The 19,934-nt window shown below is 54.9% G+C and carries 23 protein-coding genes; 19 read left to right on the forward strand and 4 right to left on the reverse strand.

Going from position 1 to position 19,934, the window contains the following annotated elements; all coding sequences use genetic code 11:
* Positions 1-34: 34 nt before the first annotated feature.
* From ACH3PB_RS02870 to ACH3PB_RS02895, 6 genes are all read left to right on the forward strand, one after another.
* The gene (locus ACH3PB_RS02870) at positions 35-1,102 is read left to right on the forward strand and encodes a lipase secretion chaperone (protein WP_416397983.1); all 1,068 of its coding nucleotides are present in this window, start codon (positions 35-37) and stop codon (positions 1,100-1,102) included.
* Positions 1,103-1,142: 40 nt separating this feature from the next.
* The gene (locus ACH3PB_RS02875) at positions 1,143-1,472 is read left to right on the forward strand and encodes a DHCW motif cupin fold protein (RefSeq protein WP_416397984.1); all 330 of its coding nucleotides are present in this window, start codon (positions 1,143-1,145) and stop codon (positions 1,470-1,472) included.
* Positions 1,473-1,484: 12 nt separating this feature from the next.
* A complete protein-coding gene (locus ACH3PB_RS02880) occupies positions 1,485-1,874 on the forward strand; it encodes a GFA family protein (RefSeq protein ID WP_416397985.1) in 390 nt (129 codons plus the stop codon).
* A gap of 12 nt (positions 1,875-1,886) precedes the next feature.
* Positions 1,887-2,348, forward strand: a complete 462-nt coding sequence (locus ACH3PB_RS02885; RefSeq protein WP_416397986.1) for a methyltransferase family protein — start codon at positions 1,887-1,889, stop codon at positions 2,346-2,348.
* 129 nt (positions 2,349-2,477) lie between these two features.
* The gene (locus ACH3PB_RS02890; RefSeq protein ID WP_416397987.1) at positions 2,478-5,357 is read left to right on the forward strand and encodes an insulinase family protein; all 2,880 of its coding nucleotides are present in this window, start codon (positions 2,478-2,480) and stop codon (positions 5,355-5,357) included.
* A gap of 86 nt (positions 5,358-5,443) precedes the next feature.
* A complete protein-coding gene (locus ACH3PB_RS02895) occupies positions 5,444-6,304 on the forward strand; it encodes a helix-turn-helix domain-containing protein (RefSeq protein ID WP_416397988.1) in 861 nt (286 codons plus the stop codon).
* On the opposite strand, the gene ACH3PB_RS02900 is transcribed toward ACH3PB_RS02895, so the two are convergent.
* From ACH3PB_RS02900 to ACH3PB_RS02910, 3 genes are all read right to left on the reverse strand, one after another.
* Positions 6,266-6,859, reverse strand: coding sequence for a LysE family translocator (locus ACH3PB_RS02900; RefSeq protein WP_416397989.1), 594 nt, complete (start codon positions 6,857-6,859; stop codon positions 6,266-6,268). The two genes, ACH3PB_RS02895 and ACH3PB_RS02900, sit on opposite strands and share 39 nt — an antisense overlap.
* A 90-nt stretch (positions 6,860-6,949) precedes the next feature.
* A complete protein-coding gene (locus tag ACH3PB_RS02905; RefSeq protein ID WP_416397990.1) occupies positions 6,950-7,174 on the reverse strand; it encodes a DUF2798 domain-containing protein in 225 nt (74 codons plus the stop codon).
* Positions 7,175-7,183: 9 nt separating this feature from the next.
* A complete protein-coding gene (locus ACH3PB_RS02910) occupies positions 7,184-7,681 on the reverse strand; it encodes a DUF2938 domain-containing protein (RefSeq protein WP_416397991.1) in 498 nt (165 codons plus the stop codon).
* A gap of 80 nt (positions 7,682-7,761) precedes the next feature.
* On the opposite strand from ACH3PB_RS02910, the gene ACH3PB_RS02915 reads away from it, so the two are divergent.
* From ACH3PB_RS02915 to ACH3PB_RS02940, 6 genes are all read left to right on the forward strand, one after another.
* The gene (locus ACH3PB_RS02915) at positions 7,762-8,208 is read left to right on the forward strand and encodes a helix-turn-helix domain-containing protein (RefSeq protein ID WP_416397992.1); all 447 of its coding nucleotides are present in this window, start codon (positions 7,762-7,764) and stop codon (positions 8,206-8,208) included.
* 121 nt (positions 8,209-8,329) lie between these two features.
* The gene (locus tag ACH3PB_RS02920; RefSeq protein ID WP_416397993.1) at positions 8,330-8,962 is read left to right on the forward strand and encodes a class I SAM-dependent methyltransferase; all 633 of its coding nucleotides are present in this window, start codon (positions 8,330-8,332) and stop codon (positions 8,960-8,962) included.
* 78 nt (positions 8,963-9,040) lie between these two features.
* Entirely contained in the window at positions 9,041-9,574 is a 534-nt protein-coding gene (locus tag ACH3PB_RS02925; RefSeq protein WP_416397994.1) for a DinB family protein, read from the forward strand.
* Positions 9,571-10,038, forward strand: a complete 468-nt coding sequence (locus ACH3PB_RS02930; protein ID WP_416397995.1) for an OsmC family protein — start codon at positions 9,571-9,573, stop codon at positions 10,036-10,038. Before ACH3PB_RS02925 ends, ACH3PB_RS02930 begins: the two co-directional genes overlap by 4 nt.
* Before the next feature lie 47 nt (positions 10,039-10,085).
* Complete coding sequence (locus tag ACH3PB_RS02935; RefSeq protein ID WP_416397996.1) at positions 10,086-10,454, forward strand: DinB family protein; 369 nt, start codon at positions 10,086-10,088, stop codon at positions 10,452-10,454.
* Positions 10,451-10,609 (forward strand): DinB family protein, encoded by a 159-nt coding sequence (locus ACH3PB_RS02940; protein ID WP_416397997.1) that lies wholly within the window; start codon positions 10,451-10,453, stop codon positions 10,607-10,609. Before ACH3PB_RS02935 ends, ACH3PB_RS02940 begins: the two co-directional genes overlap by 4 nt.
* 8 nt (positions 10,610-10,617) lie before the next feature.
* On the opposite strand, the gene ACH3PB_RS02945 is transcribed toward ACH3PB_RS02940, so the two are convergent.
* A complete protein-coding gene (locus ACH3PB_RS02945; RefSeq protein WP_416397998.1) occupies positions 10,618-12,411 on the reverse strand; it encodes a putative bifunctional diguanylate cyclase/phosphodiesterase in 1,794 nt (597 codons plus the stop codon).
* A gap of 312 nt (positions 12,412-12,723) precedes the next feature.
* Between ACH3PB_RS02945 and yghU the strand changes: the two genes are divergently transcribed.
* From yghU to ACH3PB_RS02980, 7 genes are all read left to right on the forward strand, one after another.
* Positions 12,724-13,602: a glutathione-dependent disulfide-bond oxidoreductase gene (gene yghU, locus ACH3PB_RS02950; protein WP_416397999.1), complete on the forward strand. Its 879-nt coding sequence runs from the start codon at positions 12,724-12,726 to the stop codon at positions 13,600-13,602.
* Between the two features lie 47 nt (positions 13,603-13,649).
* A complete protein-coding gene (locus ACH3PB_RS02955; RefSeq protein WP_416398000.1) occupies positions 13,650-14,237 on the forward strand; it encodes a TetR family transcriptional regulator C-terminal domain-containing protein in 588 nt (195 codons plus the stop codon).
* Positions 14,238-14,314: 77 nt separating this feature from the next.
* A complete protein-coding gene (locus ACH3PB_RS02960) occupies positions 14,315-15,436 on the forward strand; it encodes an alkene reductase (RefSeq protein ID WP_416398001.1) in 1,122 nt (373 codons plus the stop codon).
* A 31-nt stretch (positions 15,437-15,467) separates the two neighbouring features.
* Positions 15,468-16,217 (forward strand): SDR family oxidoreductase, encoded by a 750-nt coding sequence (locus tag ACH3PB_RS02965; RefSeq protein WP_416398002.1) that lies wholly within the window; start codon positions 15,468-15,470, stop codon positions 16,215-16,217.
* 122 nt (positions 16,218-16,339) lie between these two features.
* Positions 16,340-17,038 carry a crotonase/enoyl-CoA hydratase family protein gene (locus ACH3PB_RS02970; protein ID WP_416398003.1) on the forward strand — a complete coding sequence of 233 codons (699 nt, stop codon included), beginning with the start codon at positions 16,340-16,342 and terminating at the stop codon, positions 17,036-17,038.
* Positions 17,039-17,267: 229 nt separating this feature from the next.
* Positions 17,268-18,110 carry a formate/nitrite transporter family protein gene (locus tag ACH3PB_RS02975; protein ID WP_416398004.1) on the forward strand — a complete coding sequence of 281 codons (843 nt, stop codon included), beginning with the start codon at positions 17,268-17,270 and terminating at the stop codon, positions 18,108-18,110.
* A gap of 47 nt (positions 18,111-18,157) precedes the next feature.
* On the forward strand, positions 18,158-19,888 hold the full coding sequence (locus ACH3PB_RS02980) for a protein kinase domain-containing protein (protein WP_416398005.1): 1,731 nt from the start codon (positions 18,158-18,160) through the stop codon (positions 19,886-19,888).
* The last annotated feature ends 46 nt before the right edge of the window (positions 19,889-19,934 follow it).

Here is a 19,934-nt window from a genome sequence, read left to right on the forward strand (position 1 = left end):
GCTTTTTTTTCTGAACGATATCCAAGGCAGAAACATGAACAGAAAAATTGTGTACGCCGGCTTGCTGGTCGTCCTTGGTATTACCCTGTTTCTGAATACCGCCGACGATGTTGAAAGTCCGCCTGCTCCACAGCCTTCTCAGGCTTCTCAGCCTACGGTTACGCAAGTCCCTGCCGCCCCCACAACTACGCCCCCGGCTTCTTCCGGAATGCCCATTGAGGATGCTCCAGGAGAACCACAAACTGAACGCGGATATTTCGCGCCTTCGCTCACCGGTACTGATGTCGATGGCGAACTCAAAGTTGATGAGGACGGTAATCTGGTAGTAACCAGAGGTACACGCGACCTGTTCGACTACTTCCTCTCGACCTCGGGCGAACGCTCACTCGAAGCCATTCTCGAAGAAATTCGTCAGTACGCGGCTCAGCGGCTACCACCTGATGCGGCGGCCCAGGCTATCGTCCTGCTCGAGGACTATGTTGCTTACAAAGTGGCTGAACAGGACTACCTGCATCAGGACATGAGTCAGCAGGAAAATGACGAGTATGTCGACACACTGGATCGCGTTCTTGACCAGCTTATCGCTTTGCGGCAACAGCATTTCTCGCCGGAGCAGGCGCAGGCTCTCTTCGGGGTGGAGCAGGCCTATGGTGCGTACGCACTGGAGCGAATGAGAATTGCATCAGACGGTGATCTCGCTGCTGATGAAAAGGCGCGACGTCTTGCCGAACTCGACACCAATGCGCCGGTGGAGATCAGGGAGGTCAAGCATCGCACAACGGGCTTTGTCATGATGGAGCAGACGGTTGAAGAAATGCGGGTGCGTGGGGCTACAGAAACGGACATACTTCAGTATCGAGAGCAGCAGGTAGGTGCTGAGGAAGCTCAACGACTTGCTAGGATCGACGCGGAGAATGCAGACTGGGAGCGCCGCTACGCGCAGTACAGCGAGCAACGGCAGCAGATCAACCAGACCCCTGGCCTCAGCGCGATCGACAGGGAAGCCGCACTGAAGCAAACACGCGCGCAATATTTCGCAGGTCCCGAACTAGATCGTGCACGCGTATACGATCAAGTGGCGGTCCCGTCCCCTGATAACTGAACACGGGGGCTTTGCACATTCGTTTTCAAGGAAGAATCACATGCAGATAACTGACTTACCCTTCGGTCTTACTGACTGGTCGAAGGTGGCAAGGAGCGAGCACAAAGGGGAGCAGGGTAAGGCCTTCTGGCAAACTCAGTCGTTCGGTAGCCTACGCGTACGTATGGTTCAATACACACCCGGATACCTCGCAGACCACTGGTGTACCAAGGGGCATATTCTGTTGTGCCTGGAAGGTGAACTACATACGGAGCTCGCAGATGGCAGGCGTTTCGTGCTTACCCCAGGCGTTAGCTACCAGGTGGCGGACAATGCGGAGCCGCATCGGTCATCGACCGACATTGGCGCCAAATTATTTGTAGTGGACTAGGGCGCCGAATCGATGAAGCTAACAGGAAGCTGTCTCTGCGGCGGTGTGCAATACGAAATCAACGGCCCGCTTAGTGACGTGCTTAACTGCCACTGTACGATGTGCCGCAAGCTTCATGCTGCCGCATTCCGTACACGGGCGAGGGTGCGTGCGGCAGACTGGACGACGCTCGAAGGGCAAGCGTTGCTGAAATTCTACGAGTCCTCCCCGGGGGAGCACAAGGCGTTCTGCTCTAACTGTGGCTCCAGCCTATACACCAGATTCGACGCTCAGCCTGAGGTCTATGGTTTCCCATTGGGCACCCTGGATACCGACCCCGGCGTCAAGCCGCAGCGTCACATGTATGTCGGCAATAAGGCGCCGTGGTTCGACATTACAGATGATCTTCCGCAGCACTCGTAGGGGGCCGGCAGCATGGCCGCGCTAGATAAAAAGATACCACCACTAGTTTTGCTCGGGGCCGCAGCAGCTGGCATGTGGGGCTTGTCGATGGCTTTGCCCGGGTTCGCCATGCCAGATGCGCTGCGACTATTGACCGCCGTAATTCTGCTCGTTGCAGGGGCCGGTGTCTGCTTGGCAGGCGTAGTGGAGTTCAGCCGTGCCCGAACCACAGTCGATCCACGCAAGCCGGAGGCGTCTTCGTCCCTTGTGACGTCTGGCATATATTCGGTTACCAGAAATCCTATGTACGTAGGGTTCACATTGATTCTTCTTGCCTGGGCCGCCTGGCTGTCCTCTCCATGGTCGCTGCTGATCGTGGGCGCTTTTGTCGTCTACCTCGACCGGTTTCAGATCCAGCCTGAAGAGCGGGCGCTGGAAGAGATATTCGGTCAGATTTTTGCTGATTATCGTAGAAAAGTGCGGCGGTGGATTTAAACGCGTTGACCTGAATGCTTTCAGCACGGTAGCGATTGTAATCAATTGTCAAATTACTCTGCGCGCACTTCTGCATAAGTCCCTACATCTATAGAGTTTGGCGCCTTCGACCTCTGGAGCACTAAACTCATGCGCCTGTTCACGAGCCGCGCGTGCCTTATGGCCTTTCTCCTGACTGGCCAGCTGCATGCTGCCACTTCAATCACAACACCGGCCTTGTCATTGCCGCAGGCGTGCAGCTATGAAGTCGATGTGCGCGAGATGGTACTCGACAATGGGCTACGGGCACTGCTCGTCAGTGATCCTGATCTTGAAGAGTCAAGCGTGGCCATGGTGGTACAGGCAGGCAGCAAAGACGATCCCCGCTATGCGCTTGGCCTTGCTCACTTCCTCGAGCACATGCTTTTTCTGGGCTCCGACAAGTATCCGGGCGCTCATGAGTATGCCAGCTATCTCAGTCGCTACGGTGGCCGTAGCAATGCCACTACGGCATACAACATCACGAACTATTTTTTCACTGTCCGTCCTGAGGGGCTGGAAGGAGCCCTGGATCGCTTCGCATCGCAATTTGTAGCGCCACGGTTCGATGTCAAATATGTAGAGCAGGAACGTTTAGCGGTTCATGCTGAATATGAGTATCGCAAGGACCATTCCGGCTGGCGGATTTCGGATTCGCTGAACATGGCTCTGGCCGGTGATCAAGCTGATCAAGCGAAGCCTGGTGATCTTCACCCGATGTTGAGATTCTCCATCGGCAATCAGAAAACGCTCGGTCATATGTCGGCGGAAGCGCTTTCCGATCTGCTGCAAAAATGGTGGGCGCTGAAATACCATGCCAGCGGCATGCGCCTTGTGGTGCGGTCGTCACAGTCTATCGAGTCCTTACAGCGTGCAGTCGAAGATCGATTCGCCGCCATACCATCGCGCAAGGACTTCAAAAGCTATTTTCCGCCGGCACTGGATGTCAGTCCAGCGGTTCCAGGCTTCGTGCGAACCAGCGTCTCTCCCAACGCCTACGACATGAGCGTTATGTTTCCATTGAACGCCGGAGTGGACTGGCAAAGCGGATCCACCGCCCAGCTGCTTGCTCACCTGCTCACCCAGAACAGTCCTGGCACCCTCATGAACGCTTTGCGTGGCTACGAGTATGCTGACGGCCTTACTATTACCCTGGGGTTCGAAGATCCTAACTCGCCGTATCTGCTCCTGAATTTCGACATGTTCCATGCTGGCGGGCGTTCGTATTGGGAGATATTGCGCCGATTATTCGTTTACGCAGATCTGATAGCATCGAGCCCAATGGAGCAGTGGCGGAGTGACGAGTACATGCTGCTCCAGGCGCAGCGATGGTGCAGGGATGCGCAGGACATAGAGGATATTGCTGAACAATACGAACGTTCCGGTGCTGCGCTGGCGCTCAGCGAGAGCGCCGGAGTAGGCGGGTTGGATGCCGGTAAATTGAGTCAGCTGGCGAACGCGATCCGACCAGAGAATATGTTGTTGGTCTTGGCTGATCCAGATTTCAGCAGTTTTTCCTCGACGCCGTGGTTTGGTGCGCCTTATGCCTTCGAAAAGCTCGCAGACAGCGATGTAGAGCATTTCAAAGCTGATCAGGAGACCAGTGCTCGTTACTATCTCAAGTTGCCTGCTGCCAATCCTTTCGTGGCCAAGGCCTTCCACGAAGATGCTGTTTCCACGGGCGACTTCCTGCGCCGCCTGAAAGTAAGGTCTGGCATTGAGGCGTGGTACGGGAATGCCAAGGATGATCGCAGTTCACTTGCAACATTCAACATCATGCTTCGATCATCGGTGCTTGATGAGAGTAAGCGGAACGCGGCGCAGGCCAACCTTTTCGTTTCGCTGCTGAATGAACAGCTGACAGCGATGGTCGCTACGGCGTCAGATGCCGATGCAGCGCTATCGATCGATCATGTTACTAACGGCATTATGCTGGAGTTCTCCGGGTATCCCGATAGCATTGAGCGTCTTTTAACGAAGACACTTGAGCGGATTAGCGGCTTTTCAGTGAAGCCTCGTGAATTTAGAGGCTATCAACGCGGATGGGAACACTGGTATGACAGACGCGAGGATGACGGCGCCGAAGACCATGCTTCCAGGGTTCTGGCAAAACTCATGCAGAAGCCGGCCTATAGCTATGAGGATCTTATCTCCGGAATCCGTGATGCCTCCTATGCGAGGCTTCACGCCATGCTGCAGGATTGGCGTGAGACGATGTCGGTGACCACACTGGCCTTCGGCATGATTCCTGAAGCCAAAGTTCGACTCTGGAATGAAATGATCTCGAAGCACATGGATGGCGACGGCAGAAGAGCAGTGTTTAGCCCTGCAGTCACCCGTCTCAGGCCGGGCTTGCAGCGGCTGCTTCTTCAGACGCCCTATGATGACTCTTATGCGCTCTTGTATATCCAGGGTGACCAGAGTCAGCCGAGCGAGCGGGCATTTTTTGCATTGACTGAGTCGCTGGCTTCGAGCGAGTTCTTTTCTACCCTTCGCACTGAGGCTCAGCTGGGGTATGTGGTCAACACGAGCCGGCTTGATTTCGGTGGTGTGCCCGGACTCAGGCTAGCTGTGCAATCGCCTTACGTCTCCGCTGATCTGTTAGAGACACACATGCTCACATTTTTCCATAGCTTCGGGGGAAAACTGTCATCAATGGACGATGCCCGCTTCAAAAACTATGTTGATAGTCTCGTCGATCGCCTTGGCAGACCTGCCAGCTCAGCACAAACCAAGGCAGAGCGCGTCTGGTTCCCTATCCATTCCGGCGCCGTTGGCCTGGATGATCGAGAGCGCCAGGTGGAAACACTCAAGACACTGACATTGAAACAATATATCGACTGGCTACATCGTCGCTTCATCACAGAAGCTGGTATGATATCAATTCTCGTCGAAGGCCAGAAACACAGAGTCGCTCTGAATAAGTCTACTCGATCCAGCAATATCGGCTCGGTAGAAGATTTTCATGCGGCCAATCCCGCGATGAACTAGCCGCACTGCGCGCGTCGAACGGCCATTTCAGAGTTTTGATGTAGGCGTATCGCGGATTCTTTCCAAAGCGAGGTCAAGATAGCTCGTTGAACCGTCTCAATTCGAAACCGGTCTTCTGGCGCGACCCTCTCATGCCGTACATCGAGCTCCGCAAGATCGACGATGGCAGCCAAGTCGCTTACGCGCCCCACAGCCATACTCAATGGTCGCTGGGCGCCATCACCAACGGCATGAGCACGTTTCGCTGTCGAGATGCAGAACAACTGATCAAAGCTGGCGATCTCGTTCTTATAAATCCTGATTGGGTGCACGCCTGCAATCCCATTGAGGATCAGCCTTGGGCGTACGTCATGATATACGTCGATACCCTCTGGCTCACCAGGCTGCGGTTCGAAGCCGGCTTATTACCAACAAATGACTGGCAGGATCTATCGACGGCCGTTATATCCGATAGTGGATGGTATGAGAAATACTGTCAGGTTGCTGACTGCCTTCTGGACCCGGAGCATGATCTGCTGGACAAGCAATCACGGCTGGTCAAATTTTTGCTCGGTCTGATGCATGAGCTGGCGAAACAGCCTGTTGAGGCTTTGCCACAAACCCCTGAGGTCATGGTCAAGCTGGCAACATATCTGGATGGTCATGGCGAAGAGGATGTCGACCTGGAGACGCTCGCTGAGTTTTCCGGGCTTAGCCCTGGCCATCTCATTCGCGCCTTCAAGCGATATTTTGGACTGACGCCGCATGCGTATCTGGTGAATCGACGGGTGCAGTTCGGGCAATGCGCACTCAAGAGCGGTGCACCTATCGTCAATGCTGCGCTCGCTGCTGGCTTTGCAGATCAGCCTCACTTCCAGCGTACCTTCAAGCGTCTGGTGGCTGCCACGCCGAACGAATACCGTTCGGTCTCAATCAACAAGCAGATAAACGCAACTGGCCGCAAGTAGCAGCGCCATCGTGCGATTGATCGTCAACATCACGATCGGACGATGAACAAATCTTCGGAGAAAGGCGCCGGCGTAGACCCAACTACTTAGTGATAGCCAACAGATCGGGAGATAGACTGTAGCAAATACAAGGATCGGTTCCAGGTCATTCCCGCTGGTAAACGCGCCGATGCCGGAGGCGGCAGCCAACCAGGCCTTGGGGTTGAGCCACTGCATGATCACGCCGCTCATGAAGCCAGGAGCCTTTTCCGAAGACCTCTCCTCGAGGCGCCCACGATCACGAGCGAGCTGAAAGCTCAAGTAGAGCAGGAAAGCCACACCGGCCAGGGTGAGTGCCTCTTTCAACGCAGGCACCATCGATAGCAGCGAATAGAGGCCAAGGCCCACCGCCACAAACAGGGCGATGAAGCCAAATGTGGCACCCGTTACGAAGATCAATCCTTGCGCGATCGGATAGCGAGTGCCACTGCTCAGGCAGACGAGGTTCACTGGTCCTGGCGAAATCGATGCCGCCAGGGCGAATGCCGACATGGGTAGTAGCATGGAAAGTGTCATAGTCTATCTCCGAAGGGTCAGATTCGGAGTGTGCAGTGACGACATGCCACAATATTGAACAAAATTGATGTGCTGCGGTTTATGCAGCAATCAGGCGGTCATACGGCCCACGAGCCCTCGCACCCATGGCGCAACGACCGCTACCGTCGGAAAGGCGATCGGCCAGGTGATCAGACAACTTTTCAGCCACTGAGCAGGCAGACCCGGATGCACGCCCTGTGCCACGATAAGCACGAAGGCAGAGACGATACAAACCATAACGGCAGAGAGCAGGGCGCTAAAAAGTATAGGTGCAAAACGGACAGGTAAACGCATGTAAGTCTCCTAATTGAGTTTGAGCAGTAAGGGTTGGGCAAGCCACGCGGAGGCATAAAGACCGAGCCCGAAAATAGAGTGCGTTACGAGGCTTTGCAGTCGGGCAGCGGCAGGGTTGGGCATCTTTGAAGCTGCAAGGCCGGCACCCATACCAGGCTGCATGAGCAGGAATGGTGCTAACACGGTGCCGATGCCAATACTGAGGGCTGGCGCAACTGTCGGGCGCTGAATCCACTCCAGCCCCGAGAAGCCAATAAGCAGGCCTGCGAAGGCGACGCCGATAAGATAATGCGCTGTCCATCCGATGGCACACTCGCCACGCTTTCGGGTCGCGCTGGCAATGCGCTGATGACGGAAACGCCCCTGCGGCATGTGCGCCACCCATCGTCCGACGAAGCAGTAATTCGGAGGCGCGATACCAAACAGCCAACCACGTACTGCGACCCATAAATCCATCACGACGGTAGCGCCGAGTCCGACAAGGATTGCTGAAATCAGATAGTTCATTTCTTCTCTCCATAGACGCCCTTGATCTGGGCACGAACTCAGCGTACAACTTCAAGTCAACTTGAGGTCAAGGTGTATTTATGGATATCGGTAAAGTCGCTAAAAGCTCTGGTCTGCCTCCCTCGACTCTGCGCTACTATGAAGAAAAGGGGCTGATCAAGTCGGTGGGCCGGCACGGTCTGCGTCGTGTGTTCGCCGCTAGTGTTCTTGAGCGACTGGCTCTCATCTCGCTTGGCCGAGCGGTGGGATTTTCGCTCGATGAGATCTGCCTGATGCTAGGCCCTGACGGGCAACCCCGGATCGATCGACAGCGCCTTTCGGACAAGGCGGATGAGCTTGATCGAACCATTCAGAAAATGATGGCGATGCGTGATGGGCTGCGACATGCCGCCATCTGTTCTGCGCCGAGCCACATGGAGTGCCCGAAATTCTTGCGTCTCGCTGGCCTCGCTGGCACTGGGGCATTCGGACCAAGAAAAAAGTCATCGCCCAACAGGGCCGACAGAAGTGTTGCCGGTGCAGGGTAAAGGTCTGATACTGTGGACTTCCTTCGTGATTCTCACAGCAAGCTTGCCAGGAGCTGCCAATGAACAGCGCAAGACCAAAGGATGGTTTCCCTGAGACTGCCGCTTACGCAGCAGGTGTATTATGAAAAGCGCTCAAGCATTTTGGGACAAGACGGCGGCTCGCTATGCCAAGAGTCCCATTAGCGACGAAGAAACTTATCGAAAGAAGTTGAAGATCACCCAGCGCTATTTCAAGCCTGATTGGTCAGTACTGGAGTTCGGCTGTGGCACCGGGAGCACAGCACTCATTCACGCGCCCCATGTTCGAGAAATTATCGCGACCGACATTTCGGGCAAGATGCTGGAAATTGCACGCAGCAAGGCTCGCGATGCCGGTATCGAAAATGTAGAGTTTCAGCAAGGTACCCTCGACAGCCTCAAGTTCGAACCCGAACACTTCGATGCAGTGTTAGGTCTCAACATTTTGCATCTTCTGGAGGACGTGGAAGGCGCGATAGCGAGGGTGGGCCAGTTGCTCAAGCCAGGTGGGATATTCGTTTCGAGTACTGGCCTGATACCCATGATGAAGCTGCACTGGCGGCTGCTGATTCCAGTTATGCAGACGCTGGGCTTTGCGCCTTACGTTGCTCGTTTCGATAAAGTTGAGCTCATCGCCATGCTGACAGCTGCGGGCTTCACTATTGAGCATGAGTGGCAGCCAGACCAGGCCTCTGTCTTCATCATTGCCAGGAAGCGTAGGTCTTGCGTCCCTTAACTGAGATTAGGCTCAGGCCAGCCGGGCCAAACACGCAACGCCCGGCTATGTGTACACGGACGAAAAACAGGTTCAGGAATGAAACAACATTTTGAGCTAATGGCCACTTACAACCAATGGATGAATGAGAGGCTTTTTGGAGCCGCAAGCCAGCTCAACACTATTGAGCTCGTCAAAGCTCGAGGCGCTTTTTTCGGCTCTATCCTTGGCACGCTGAACCATATCGCGGTTGGGGACACCATCTGGTTGAAGCGTTTCGCGACACATCCTGGGAGTGCTGAAACATTGAGACAAGTCAGCGAATTGCGGACACCCGCTAGTCTCGACGAAATGCTGTTCGAGAATTTCAGTGAACTGCAGGCGCACCGTAGATGGTTGGACGAGCAGATCATAAGATGGGTTCGGGCGTTAGACGACCAAAGCATGGATTTCGTTCTCAGCTATCGAAACATGAAAGGTGTTGCCTCAGGCAGGCGTCTTGCCTTCCTCATCATGCATTTCTTCAATCACCAGACGCACCATCGAGGGCAGACCACAACCCTCCTGAGCCAGGCGGGGCAGGATGTTGGCGTCACGGACTTACTGACACTCATACCGCAGGAAACCGTATGACAGCGCACACTGCAAAGATAATCTGGACCCGGGACGGCGCTAAGTTCACGGACAATCGCTACAGTCGAAAGCATCAGTGGCATTTCGATGGTGGACTCATCGTGCAAGCATCGAGCTCACCTCATGTAGTCCGCGTGCCGCTATCAGATGCGAGCGCCGTCGATCCTGAGGAGGCCTTCGTCGCCTCTCTATCGAGCTGCCATATGCTCTGGTTTCTTTCAATCGTTGTCAGCAAGGGCTTCGTGGTCGACAGCTACGTCGATGAGGCTACGGGCGTGATGGCGAAGAACGCCGACGGTAAGCTCGCGATGACTGAAGTGACCCTTCGGCCTTGCGTGGTTTTCTCAGGCACGAACCAGCCAAGCCAATCGGATATCAATGCGATGCATCATCAGGCGCATACCGAATGCTTCATATCGTCATCAGTCAAGAGTGAGGTGCGCTGTGAACCAGTATTTTCGTGAGGAATTCCTGAACCCGGTATTCGACGAGTTCAAGCCGATGGATATTTATGGTTGATACTAACGGAGTGACCCCAGGCTTGCTGGTCAATCAGTTCAGATACAAGGCCTGGGCCAATGCTGAGATCCTCTCGCTCATCGATCAAATCGCCTTTGATGGTTTTCCTGAGCAATGGACGACGGCTGTCAGGCTTCTCAATCATACCTTCGTTGTCGACCAGATTTTTGCTGCGCATCTACAGGGCAGGGGGCATGCGTTCGTGAGCACCAATACCGTGGCGACACCTACGTTGAAAAATCTCCGCGCCGATATTCAAGCCTCGGACGAATGGTTCGTTGCTTACGTCGGTGATCTGCGCCAGAGTCATTGCGTGAGATATTGGCTTTCGAGTTCACAGACGGTGAGGGCGGGTCGATGAGCCGAGCAGAAATTCTGCAGCACCTGATCATCCACGGCGCCTACCATCGCGGTAACATTGGAATGCTGCTAAATGCCTGCGGGCTCACAAGACCAAACGACACCTTCACCAGGTTCCTGCACACGTACGAGCCTGATAGGCGACAGCAACGCTAGTGTTTCGGTCAGTGCACGGCAGTGCTGCGGAAGGTCACAGGAAAGGATTCGATGAAGGGCGCCACGGCGCTCACTTCGAGCGGTCGACTGAGCAGAAAGCCCTGGGTGATATCGCAGTTCATTTTCTTCAGCTCTGCCAGCTGCTGATGCGTTTCGATGCCCTCCGCAATGACTTGCAGCCCCAGACTCTTCGCAAGTGACACAATGCTTCGGCAGATAGTCTCACCACCGTTGCCGCTGCCGAGCTCTCTGACAAAGGATTGATCAACTTTCAGCGCTGCCAGCGGCAGGCGGTGGAGCTGACTGAGTGATGAGTAGCCGGTACCAAAATCATCGACATGAAACGTGAAGCCGAGATCGCAGGCCTCCTGCATATTTTCTGCCGCCTGAATGACGTCATCGACAAGGCTGCGTTCCGTAATTTCCAGTACCAGTTCAGCAGCAGTAACCCTGGTTTCGGCAAGTATCCGCTGGAGCCATAGGGTGAACTCAGGGCGAAGCAGGTCTTGTGCCGTCAGGTTCACCGCAACAGGCTGCATGGCAATGCCACAGGAGCGCCATTCCACGAGCTGTTGACATACGGCTCGAAGAACCCAGTCGGTCAGGGAAAGAATAAGTTCGGAATGCTCTGCCGCCGGGATGAATTCCGCTGGAGATACCTCGCCAAGTGCAGCATCTGTCCAACGTAGCAAGGCTTCAAAACCAGCTATTGATCCTGTCTCCAGGTTTATCTTCGGCTGATACACCAGCCGCAGGGCATCTTCCTCGATCGCACTGCGCAAGCGGTTCCCGAGCTGAAAGCTGCGCTGGAGATTTTCTCCCATCTTGAACGAATACAAGCCGAGCGCCTGGTCTGGCGACGAAATCTGGTGGGGGCGCGCAAGCTCTGCCTGTCTTAGAAGCTGGGTGATGTCGGCTTCGCCTTCCTGTGACATGCTGACGCCTACGGTTGGCAATAGGCGGTGCCGCGCATGCGCCAACGGCTCGATAAAGGCCTGATACACAGCGTGCGCAGTGACCGCGAGGGCGGTGCCATCAGGTGTCCATGGATAGAGGGCTGCGAACCGACCCTCGCCAAGTGCACCAACGAAAAACGCAGTCTGGAATATCTCGCCGATGCGCTCTGCGATATCTGTATCAAGCTTGAGCTGGTCGGCCTGCGTGAGGCTCAGGATAGCGCTGGAGTACTCGTCGAGTCCCAGAACAAGGACCACTGCCGTACCGTTTTGCGCAAGATAACCCGATGCTCGATCTATGAAGAGTCGCCGATTCGGAAGACCCGTCGCGGGATCAAACAGCGCACCACGAGCTATGATTTCTCGATGTTCGTGCAGCTGCAGATCATGATTCAACTCTCGCTCGACGACCGAAGCGAGTTGAAGGAGTAATTCGCGGTCTTTGCCCTCCAGTACTCTGGCTACTGTGTCCACAATACAAAGTGTGCCCAGTGCACGCCCCTTGCTACTGCGCAGAACGGCGCCGGCGTAAAAGCGGATTCCAGGTTCGCCAATGACAGAGGGGTTTTGACTGAATCTCGCATCGAGCAGCGCATCTTCGATGACAAGCAGCCGATCCTCGAGAATGGCATGACTACAAAACGAGACCTCTCGAGGGGTCTCCTCGACGTCAAGGCCCTGGCAGGACTTGAACCATTGTCGGTTCGCGTCGATCAGGCTGACGAGAACGAATGGCACATCGAAGATCCTCGCTGCCAGACGTGTGAGGTCGTCGAAACGTTCTTCGTGGGCCGTATCCAGGATGTTCAGTGCATACAGGTCTTCGAGCCGTTGGTCTTCGTCCACCGGTAACCTGGCTACACTAAACCGCTCACTAGAAGTCATTTCAGGAAGCGTACTTCGATTCGATGCCATTGTTCTTATACTTCGTGGACTGGTCGATCTTTGAATAATCTAGTGACCAGCACGTCGAGTTCTACATTAAAGATGTTAAGAAATGTATCGGCTCGTAGCCAGCACAGCCACAGCAGTCGGATCCGGACGGATCGAATCCGCGGTCTGTTTCGTCGGCCCTTAAGCCTTGGCATGCCGTCAATTGCCCTGTAAGTCTTTAGGCTGTCGTACTATCCAATAACATGAGAAGACCAAGGATCAGCAATGTCCAACGATATCTATACACCGCCAAAAGTCTGGGAATGGGATCAGGAAAACGGCGGCGCCTTCGCCAAGATCAATCGTCCTGTAGCCGGTCCGACACATGAGAAAGAGCTCCCGGTAGGTCAGCACCCATTACAGCTGTACTCGCTCGCCACTCCGAATGGCGTTAAAGTCACCATCATGCTGGAGGAGTTGCTGGCGCTGGGAAAGACCGGTGCTGAATACGACGCTCACCTTATCAAGATCACTGAAGGCGACCAGTTCGGCAGTGGCTTCGTCGGCGTCAATCCAAACTCGAAAATTCCTGCAATGCTGGACAACAGCACCAGCCCATCCACGCGCATATTCGAATCTGGCTCAATATTGCTGTATCTGGCAGAGAAATTTCATGCTTTCATTCCCAACGACCCTGCAAAGCGTACTGAGTGTCTGTCATGGCTGTTCTGGCAGATGGGCAGCGCGCCGATGCTCGGTGGCGGCTTTGGCCATTTTTATGCCTATGCACCAGAGAAATACGCGTATCCGATCAACCGCTATACAATGGAGGTGAAGCGACAGTTGGATGTGCTGGATCGGCAGTTGGGTGAAAACCGTTATATCGCTGGTGATGACTATAGTATCGCCGATATTGCCATCTGGCCCTGGTACGGCGCGCTGGTCACGAACAAGGTCTATGAAGCTGCTGAGTTCCTTGAGGCGCACAAGTACAAGAACGTGCTGCGCTGGACTCATGAGCTGGAGCAGAGGCCTGCTGTGAAACGCGGCCGCATGGTGAACCGGACCTGGGGTGATCCTGCCGAGCAGCTGCACGAGCGACACGACGCCAGCGACTTTGAGACCAAAACGCAGGATAAGCTCGGGGCTTCTGCGGAGCAGTGAGTCTGCCAGACTTGCAGTTAGTAGACGACCGGTCTATTATGTGTCGCATGACATCAAACGACACCCGCAATCACATCATTCAGACCGGCGCCGAACTTATCGGGCAGAAGGGCTTTGGGTCCACGGGCATCAATGCCGTGCTCACAGCCGCCGGTGTGCCAAAGGGGTCGTTCTATCACTACTTTGCCAGCAAGAATGATTTTGGGCTGGCGGTAATAGATACCTTTGCGGATGAGTACGATACGAAGCTTGAGGCGATTCTGAAAGACACGACTCGCTCTTGTGTCGAGCGTCTGCAGGCCTATTTCGATATTGGACTGGAAGCCATGGCCAGTTGTGAGCTCACTCGTGGCTGCCTTATCGGCAACCTGGGCCAGGAGCTGGCAGGGCAGAACGAGGCCTTTCGAAAGCGGCTGGATACAGTGTTTCATAGCTGGGAAAAGCGCTTCGAGCAATGTATCGAAGAGGCTCAGCAGGCTGGTGACGTAGATGCTTCAGTGAATGCGGCCGATGCTGCGAGCCTTCTGCTGTCTGGGTGGGAGGGCGCCATTCTGCGAGCCAAGGTGCTGAAATCGCCTGAGCCAATGGAGCGTTTCGTCAGAGTCTTCTTTCGTCAGTGCCTTGGCATTGGGTAAATTTTTTTCGCGACCTTTCTAGTAGACTGGTCTAATCAAAGCTGGTTTTATCAAGTGAATTCAGAAGGAGATTGTTCATGAGTGATTCAAAAGACATCCTGTTCCAGTCATATGACATCGGCTCACTAACGCTGCCAAATCGCGTCCTCATGTCACCGCTGACCCGGTCACGAGCATCGCAGCCGGGCGATGTCCCCAACGACATGAATGCCCGTTACTACGCGCAGCGCGCTGGTGCTGGCCTGATCATCAGTGAGGCCACCCAGGTTTCGCCACAGGGCAAGGGTTATGCTTTTACGCCGGGCATCCACTCCTCGGATCAGATTCAGGGCTGGCGCAAGGTTACAGACGCGGTGCACAAGGCAGGCGGTCGTATTCATCTGCAGCTCTGGCACGTGGGTAGAATCTCGCATCCGGACCTGCAGCCTGACGGTGCGCAACCGGTTGCACCCTCGGCTATCAAGCCCGAAGGTGCGAAAACTTTCGTCAGCGCGGAGTCAGGCATGGTTGAGATTCCACAGCCGAGAGCGCTGAGGACTGAGGAGATTCAGGACATCGTCGATCAGTTCCGCAAGGGCGCGCAGAATGCCAAAGAGGCCGGGTTTGATGGGGTGGAAGTTCATGGTGCCAACGGCTATCTCCTGGACCAGTTTCTCAAGAGCGGCAGCAACAAGCGCACCGATGAGTTCGGAGGCTCGCTCGAGAATCGCCTGCGCCTGCCACTGATGGTCGTGCAAGCCGTCGTCGATGTGTGGGGTAAGGACAAGGTCGGCATTCGTGTCAGCCCGACCGGTAGCTTCAACGACATGTACGACGAAAACCCGCTGGAAACCTTCGGCGAATTTGCCAAGCAGTTGAACGATATGGGTATCGCCTATATCGAGGTCGTAGAGGATTCGTTTCAGGGTAATCATGCAGACGGTCGCCCAGAGGAGGTCATCGATGCGATTAAGGCCGGCTTCAAGGGCACCTATATCGCCAACGGCGACTACAGCGCCGACGAAGCTCGCAAGCGTATCAGTGCTGGTCGCTGCGACCTCGTCACCTTCGGACGTCTCTATATCTCGAATCCGGATCTTGCAGAGCGCTTCCGTCAGAACGCACCGTTGAACGATTGGGATGGCGACACCTTCTATGGCGGCGACGAGCGCGGCTATACCGATTATCCGGCACTGGAAGAAGCTGAAGCCACTAGCTGATTCTCACGAAAACCATTCAAGGAGTATTGATATGAGCAAAGTAACAGATTCAATAAAGGGTAAAGTCGTCATCATCACTGGCGCCAGTAGCGGCCTCGGCGAAGCCACCGCCCGCCGCCTGGCCGAACGGGGTGCCAGACTGGTACTGGCAGCTCGCCGTGAAGAGCGCCTGCAGAGCCTGCAAAAAGAACTCACCGCCAAAGACGCAGAAGTCATCTATCAGGTGACCGATGTGACTGACCGCAAGCAGGTCGAATCCCTGGCGAAGGCTGCGAAAGACAAATTCGGTCGCATCGACGTTCTGGTCAATAATGCCGGGCTCATGCCCCTGGCACCGCTCGACAAGCTCAAGGTGGATGAGTGGGAGCAGATGATCGACGTCAACATCAAGGGTGTGATGTACGGCATCGCCGCTGTATTACCGACCATGCGTGAGCAGCACAGCGGTCATGTGATCAACCTGTCTTCCGTTGCCGGCCATAAGGTGTTCCAGGGCGCCGCAGTCTACTGCGCAACTAAATATGCGGTAAGGGCCTTGTCGGAAGGGCTGAGAATGGAGGCTGGCGATGAGATTCGTAGTACGAACATCTCGCCTGGCGCTGTAGCGACTGAGCTAACAAGCACCATAACTGATCCGAAGGCGGCCAAGGCAGCGGACGAGATGTACAAGGTGGCCATCGATCCGGATGCTGTTGCGCGCGCCATCGTGTTTGCCATCGAGCAGCCACATGATGTCGATATCAATGAGATCATTCTGCGGCCTACTGCGCAGGAACTCTAGGCCATCGCTGCCTGATCGGTGTCTCTGGTCAGGCAAAGCTTCTTCTGAGGCTCAAGCACGGGTAAAGTGCATCCTCTGAAACGGTCCGCATTCGACTTCAAACCAGTAAAGAGGGTATCCAGGTGACTGAGCTTGTAGATTATCAATTGAACGATGGCATCGCGACGATCACGATCAACAATGGCAAGGCCAACGCGCTCAGTCATGAGGTGTTCGAGGCGTTGAACAGCGCACTTGATCAGGCGGAACAGGATAAGGCGATCGTAATCCTGACAGGGCAGGCAGGGATCTTCTCCGGTGGATACGATCTCAAGGAAATGCAGAAGGGGCCCAAGGAAGCTGTGGCGCTGGTCACAGTCGGATCAAAACTGACGAGACGCCTGTCTGCGTTTCCACTTCCAGTGATCGGCGCCTGCACCGGCCACGCTATTGCCAAGGGCGCCTTTATTCTTTTGTCAGTTGATTACCGGATAGGTATCGAGGGCAATTTCAAGCTCGGCCTGAACGAAGTGCTGATCGGCATGACCATGCATCGCGCTGGCATCGAGATCGCACGTCACCGGCTGACACCACCACACTTTTATCGCTCCGTCATCAATGGCGAAATCTATAGTCCGGCGGGTGCGGTCGAGGCTGGTTTTCTTGATGAAGTCGTTGCAGCAGGTGTTTTGACTGAACGGGCGAACGCGGTGGCTCAGCAGTTCAAGAACCTGAATATGCGAGCGCATCAGCAGACCAAGGTGAAGGCGAAAGCTGAATATCTGGCACTGCTGGATCAGTGCATCGAGCAGGACAGCATGCATCTGGGCCTCGGCGGCTAAAGCCTGAGCAAGTAGTCCGTCGGTGGTGCATCAGTACCTGGGTGCACCAAAACGGTCCGGCTTTAACCCCATTCTCCGCACCCTCACAGTGCGCCTGGCGCACGTTCCGTTCAGGCTGCTGAGTGTTCACAAAGATTATCACAATGTTTTCAAAGGATATTTAGGAAGGCGGAATGGCTGATGCTCTTGTCTCGGTCATACCTTCCCACTAATCCGAAGAGAACGTTCCATGGCTTATATAGAACCCAATGAATTTGCGACCAAAATGGTCGACTCCGGTGAGCAGAAACTGTTCATGTCCACCAAGGATACTTTGGTCAGGGCATTCATGGCTGGCGCCATCCTCGGTCTGGCGGCTTTCTTCGCCATTACCGTAATCGTCCAGACCGGTAGTCTGCTTGTGGGGGCCATGTTGTTCCCGGTCGGCTTTATCATGCTGTACCTGATGAAATTTGATCTGCTCACCGGCGTATTTACGCTGGTGCCGCTCGCACTGCTCGATAAGCGACCAGGCTGCACACCCCGCAACGTGTTGAGAAACTGGGGCCTCGTTTTCGTCGGCAATTTTGCCGGTGCGCTCACGGTTGCCTTCTTCGCATCCTTCATCCTGACATACGGCTATAACACTGATGGTGGCGAACTGGCTGCGAAAGTCGGCTCGATTGGTGAGTCGCGGACATTAGGCTACCAGGAGCACGGTATGGCGGGCTGGTTTACCATTTTCATCCGCGGCATGCTGTGTAACTGGATGGTGTCGATGGGTGTTGTAGGTGCCATGATTTCCACCTCGGCCACTGGCAAGATTGTAGCCATGTGGATGCCGGTCATGCTCTTCTTCTTCATGGGTTTCGAGCACTCAATCGTCAATATGTTCCTGTTTCCATTCTCGATGATCATGGGTGGTGAGTTCACCATCATGGACTACCTGGTCTGGAACGAGATTCCTACCGTGCTTGGTAATCTGTTCGGTGGTCTGCTGCTGGTGGGTCTGCCAATCTACTGGACCCATGTCAGGACTAATCCAGAGCGTCGTGCGGCCAAGATCGCTACTGAAGGCCGTCTGGTATCGTAACGATCACTACGCTACCTATGAGGAATCCCCAGCCTGAAAAGGCGGGGATGAAGAAGCAGCTTTCGGTAAGTGCCGGTCAGTTCAGCAGCAAGGGCCGGAAACAGATCAATCAAGACTTTCATGGCCTGCTTGTCCCAATTGAACCCCTGCTATCGACCAAGGGCATTGCGGTGGCGATCGCTGACGGGATCAGCAGCAGTGATGTAAGTCAGGTTGCCAGCGAAACCGCGATCAAGGGCTTTCTTTCCGATTATTACTGCACCTCGGATGCCTGGTCGGTGAAAACGTCGGCGCAGCGCGTTCTGAAAGCGACAAACTCCTGGTTGTACTCGCAAACACGCAATGGCCCCTACCGCTATAACATGGATCGGGGCTATATCTGCACCTTCAGTGCGATCGTGCTCAAGTCCAACACCGCTCATCTCTTTCACAGTGGCGACTCCAGAATCTACCGGCTGGTAGACAAGCGTCTGGAGCAGCTCACGACCGACCACCGTCGCATCGTTTCCGCAGAGACCAGTTACCTGACTCGTGGTCTGGGTATTCAGGACGATCTCGAACTCGACTATCGTGCGCATGCCGTGGAAGTTGGAGACACCTTCGTTCTGGCTACAGATGGACTGTTCGAGTACCTCAGCGAAACGGTCATTGCCGAGGCAATAGTGCAGACCGCCACTGAGGACGGTGACGAGAGTCTGGACGACCTTGCGCGGCGCCTGGTGCAGGCAGCCTATGATGCAGGCAGCCTTGACAATCTCACGCTGCAGATTGTCAGAATCGAGCAGTTGCCCGAGCGGGATCTGAATGAGCTGCATCAGCAGGCGACCCTGCTGCCTCCACCGCCGTCCCTGGCTCCCAGGATGCAGTTCGATGGCTTCGAGATTCTGCGTGAAATTTACATCAGTAGCCGTAGCCACGTTTTCCTGGCCGAGGATAGCGAGTCTGGCGAGACGGTGGTTATCAAGACGCCCTCGGCAGAAATGCGCAGCAACGAAGCCTATCTCGAAAATTTCTTCATGGAAGAATGGATTGCCAAGCGGATCAATAATGCACATGTGCTGAAGGCGATCGAACCACGGCGGAAGCGGAATTACCTCTACACCGTTACGGAGTACCTGGAAGGCAAGACGTTGGCTCAGTGGATGATAGACAATCCGTCACCAGGCATCGACGAGGTTCGAGCCATCGTTGACCAGATCTCGAAGGGCTTACAGGCCTTTCATCGACAGGAAATGGTGCATCAGGACCTGCGACCTCATAACGTAATGATAGATGGCGCAGGCACGGTGAAGATCATCGACTTTGGCGCGACCAAGGTGGCCGGGATATCCGAGATTATCAGCAAGAACGAAGCCCTGGTCGGTACGGCACAATATACCGCTCCCGAATACTTTCTGGGGTACGCCGGCACGAGCCAGTCTGATGTGTTTTCACTCGGGGTGATGACCTATCAGATGCTGTCGGGTGAGTTGCCATATGGGGTTGCGGTGTCTAGAGCGAGGACCGTGCGCGAGCAGCAGCGTCTTAGCTATCGCAGTCTCACAACCATGGACAAGGCGGTGCCAGGTTGGCTCGATTTTGCGATCAGCAAGGCTGTGAGCATCGATCCTCTGAAACGCTATGGCGAGGTATCCGAATTCATCTACGAGCTCAAGCATCCCAATCCACGCTACCTCCACCAGTCTCGTCAGCCTCTCATTGACCGGAATCCGACCCTGATCTGGCAGGGAATTTCCTTCGTCCTGCTGTGTCTGTTGATCTGGCAAAGTAGCAGCTGACCGGCAGGATTCTTCGAGTTCGCTTGCCTCCATCCTTCGCGTCCGA

Origin of the sequence: Allohahella sp. A8 (genome assembly GCF_047946665.1) — a bacterium.
In the GTDB taxonomy this organism is placed as follows: domain Bacteria; phylum Pseudomonadota; class Gammaproteobacteria; order Pseudomonadales; family Oleiphilaceae; genus Allohahella.

Bases quoted from the DNA above. Each gene is read 5' to 3' on its own strand.
- ACH3PB_RS02915 (WP_416397992.1), top strand. From the start codon at position 7,762: ATGGATATCGGTAAAGTCGCTAAAAGCTCTGGTCTGCCTCCCTCGACT.
- ACH3PB_RS02935 (WP_416397996.1), top strand. From the start codon at position 10,086: ATGGTTGATACTAACGGAGTGACCCCAGGCTTGCTGGTCAATCAGTTC.
- ACH3PB_RS02870 (WP_416397983.1), top strand. From the start codon at position 35: ATGAACAGAAAAATTGTGTACGCCGGCTTGCTGGTCGTCCTTGGTATT.
- ACH3PB_RS02890 (WP_416397987.1), top strand. From the start codon at position 2,478: ATGCGCCTGTTCACGAGCCGCGCGTGCCTTATGGCCTTTCTCCTGACT.
- ACH3PB_RS02965 (WP_416398002.1), top strand. From the start codon at position 15,468: ATGAGCAAAGTAACAGATTCAATAAAGGGTAAAGTCGTCATCATCACT.
- ACH3PB_RS02940 (WP_416397997.1), top strand. From the start codon at position 10,451: ATGAGCCGAGCAGAAATTCTGCAGCACCTGATCATCCACGGCGCCTAC.
- ACH3PB_RS02975 (WP_416398004.1), top strand. From the start codon at position 17,268: ATGGCTTATATAGAACCCAATGAATTTGCGACCAAAATGGTCGACTCC.
- ACH3PB_RS02885 (WP_416397986.1), top strand. From the start codon at position 1,887: ATGGCCGCGCTAGATAAAAAGATACCACCACTAGTTTTGCTCGGGGCC.
- ACH3PB_RS02905 (WP_416397990.1), bottom strand. From the start codon at position 7,174: ATGCGTTTACCTGTCCGTTTTGCACCTATACTTTTTAGCGCCCTGCTC.
- ACH3PB_RS02910 (WP_416397991.1), bottom strand. From the start codon at position 7,681: ATGAACTATCTGATTTCAGCAATCCTTGTCGGACTCGGCGCTACCGTC.
- ACH3PB_RS02875 (WP_416397984.1), top strand. From the start codon at position 1,143: ATGCAGATAACTGACTTACCCTTCGGTCTTACTGACTGGTCGAAGGTG.
- ACH3PB_RS02955 (WP_416398000.1), top strand. From the start codon at position 13,650: ATGACATCAAACGACACCCGCAATCACATCATTCAGACCGGCGCCGAA.
- ACH3PB_RS02920 (WP_416397993.1), top strand. From the start codon at position 8,330: ATGAAAAGCGCTCAAGCATTTTGGGACAAGACGGCGGCTCGCTATGCC.
- ACH3PB_RS02930 (WP_416397995.1), top strand. From the start codon at position 9,571: ATGACAGCGCACACTGCAAAGATAATCTGGACCCGGGACGGCGCTAAG.
- ACH3PB_RS02960 (WP_416398001.1), top strand. From the start codon at position 14,315: ATGAGTGATTCAAAAGACATCCTGTTCCAGTCATATGACATCGGCTCA.
- ACH3PB_RS02925 (WP_416397994.1), top strand. From the start codon at position 9,041: ATGAAACAACATTTTGAGCTAATGGCCACTTACAACCAATGGATGAAT.
- ACH3PB_RS02880 (WP_416397985.1), top strand. From the start codon at position 1,485: ATGAAGCTAACAGGAAGCTGTCTCTGCGGCGGTGTGCAATACGAAATC.
- yghU (WP_416397999.1), top strand. From the start codon at position 12,724: ATGTCCAACGATATCTATACACCGCCAAAAGTCTGGGAATGGGATCAG.
- ACH3PB_RS02900 (WP_416397989.1), bottom strand. From the start codon at position 6,859: ATGACACTTTCCATGCTACTACCCATGTCGGCATTCGCCCTGGCGGCA.
- ACH3PB_RS02980 (WP_416398005.1), top strand. From the start codon at position 18,158: ATGAAGAAGCAGCTTTCGGTAAGTGCCGGTCAGTTCAGCAGCAAGGGC.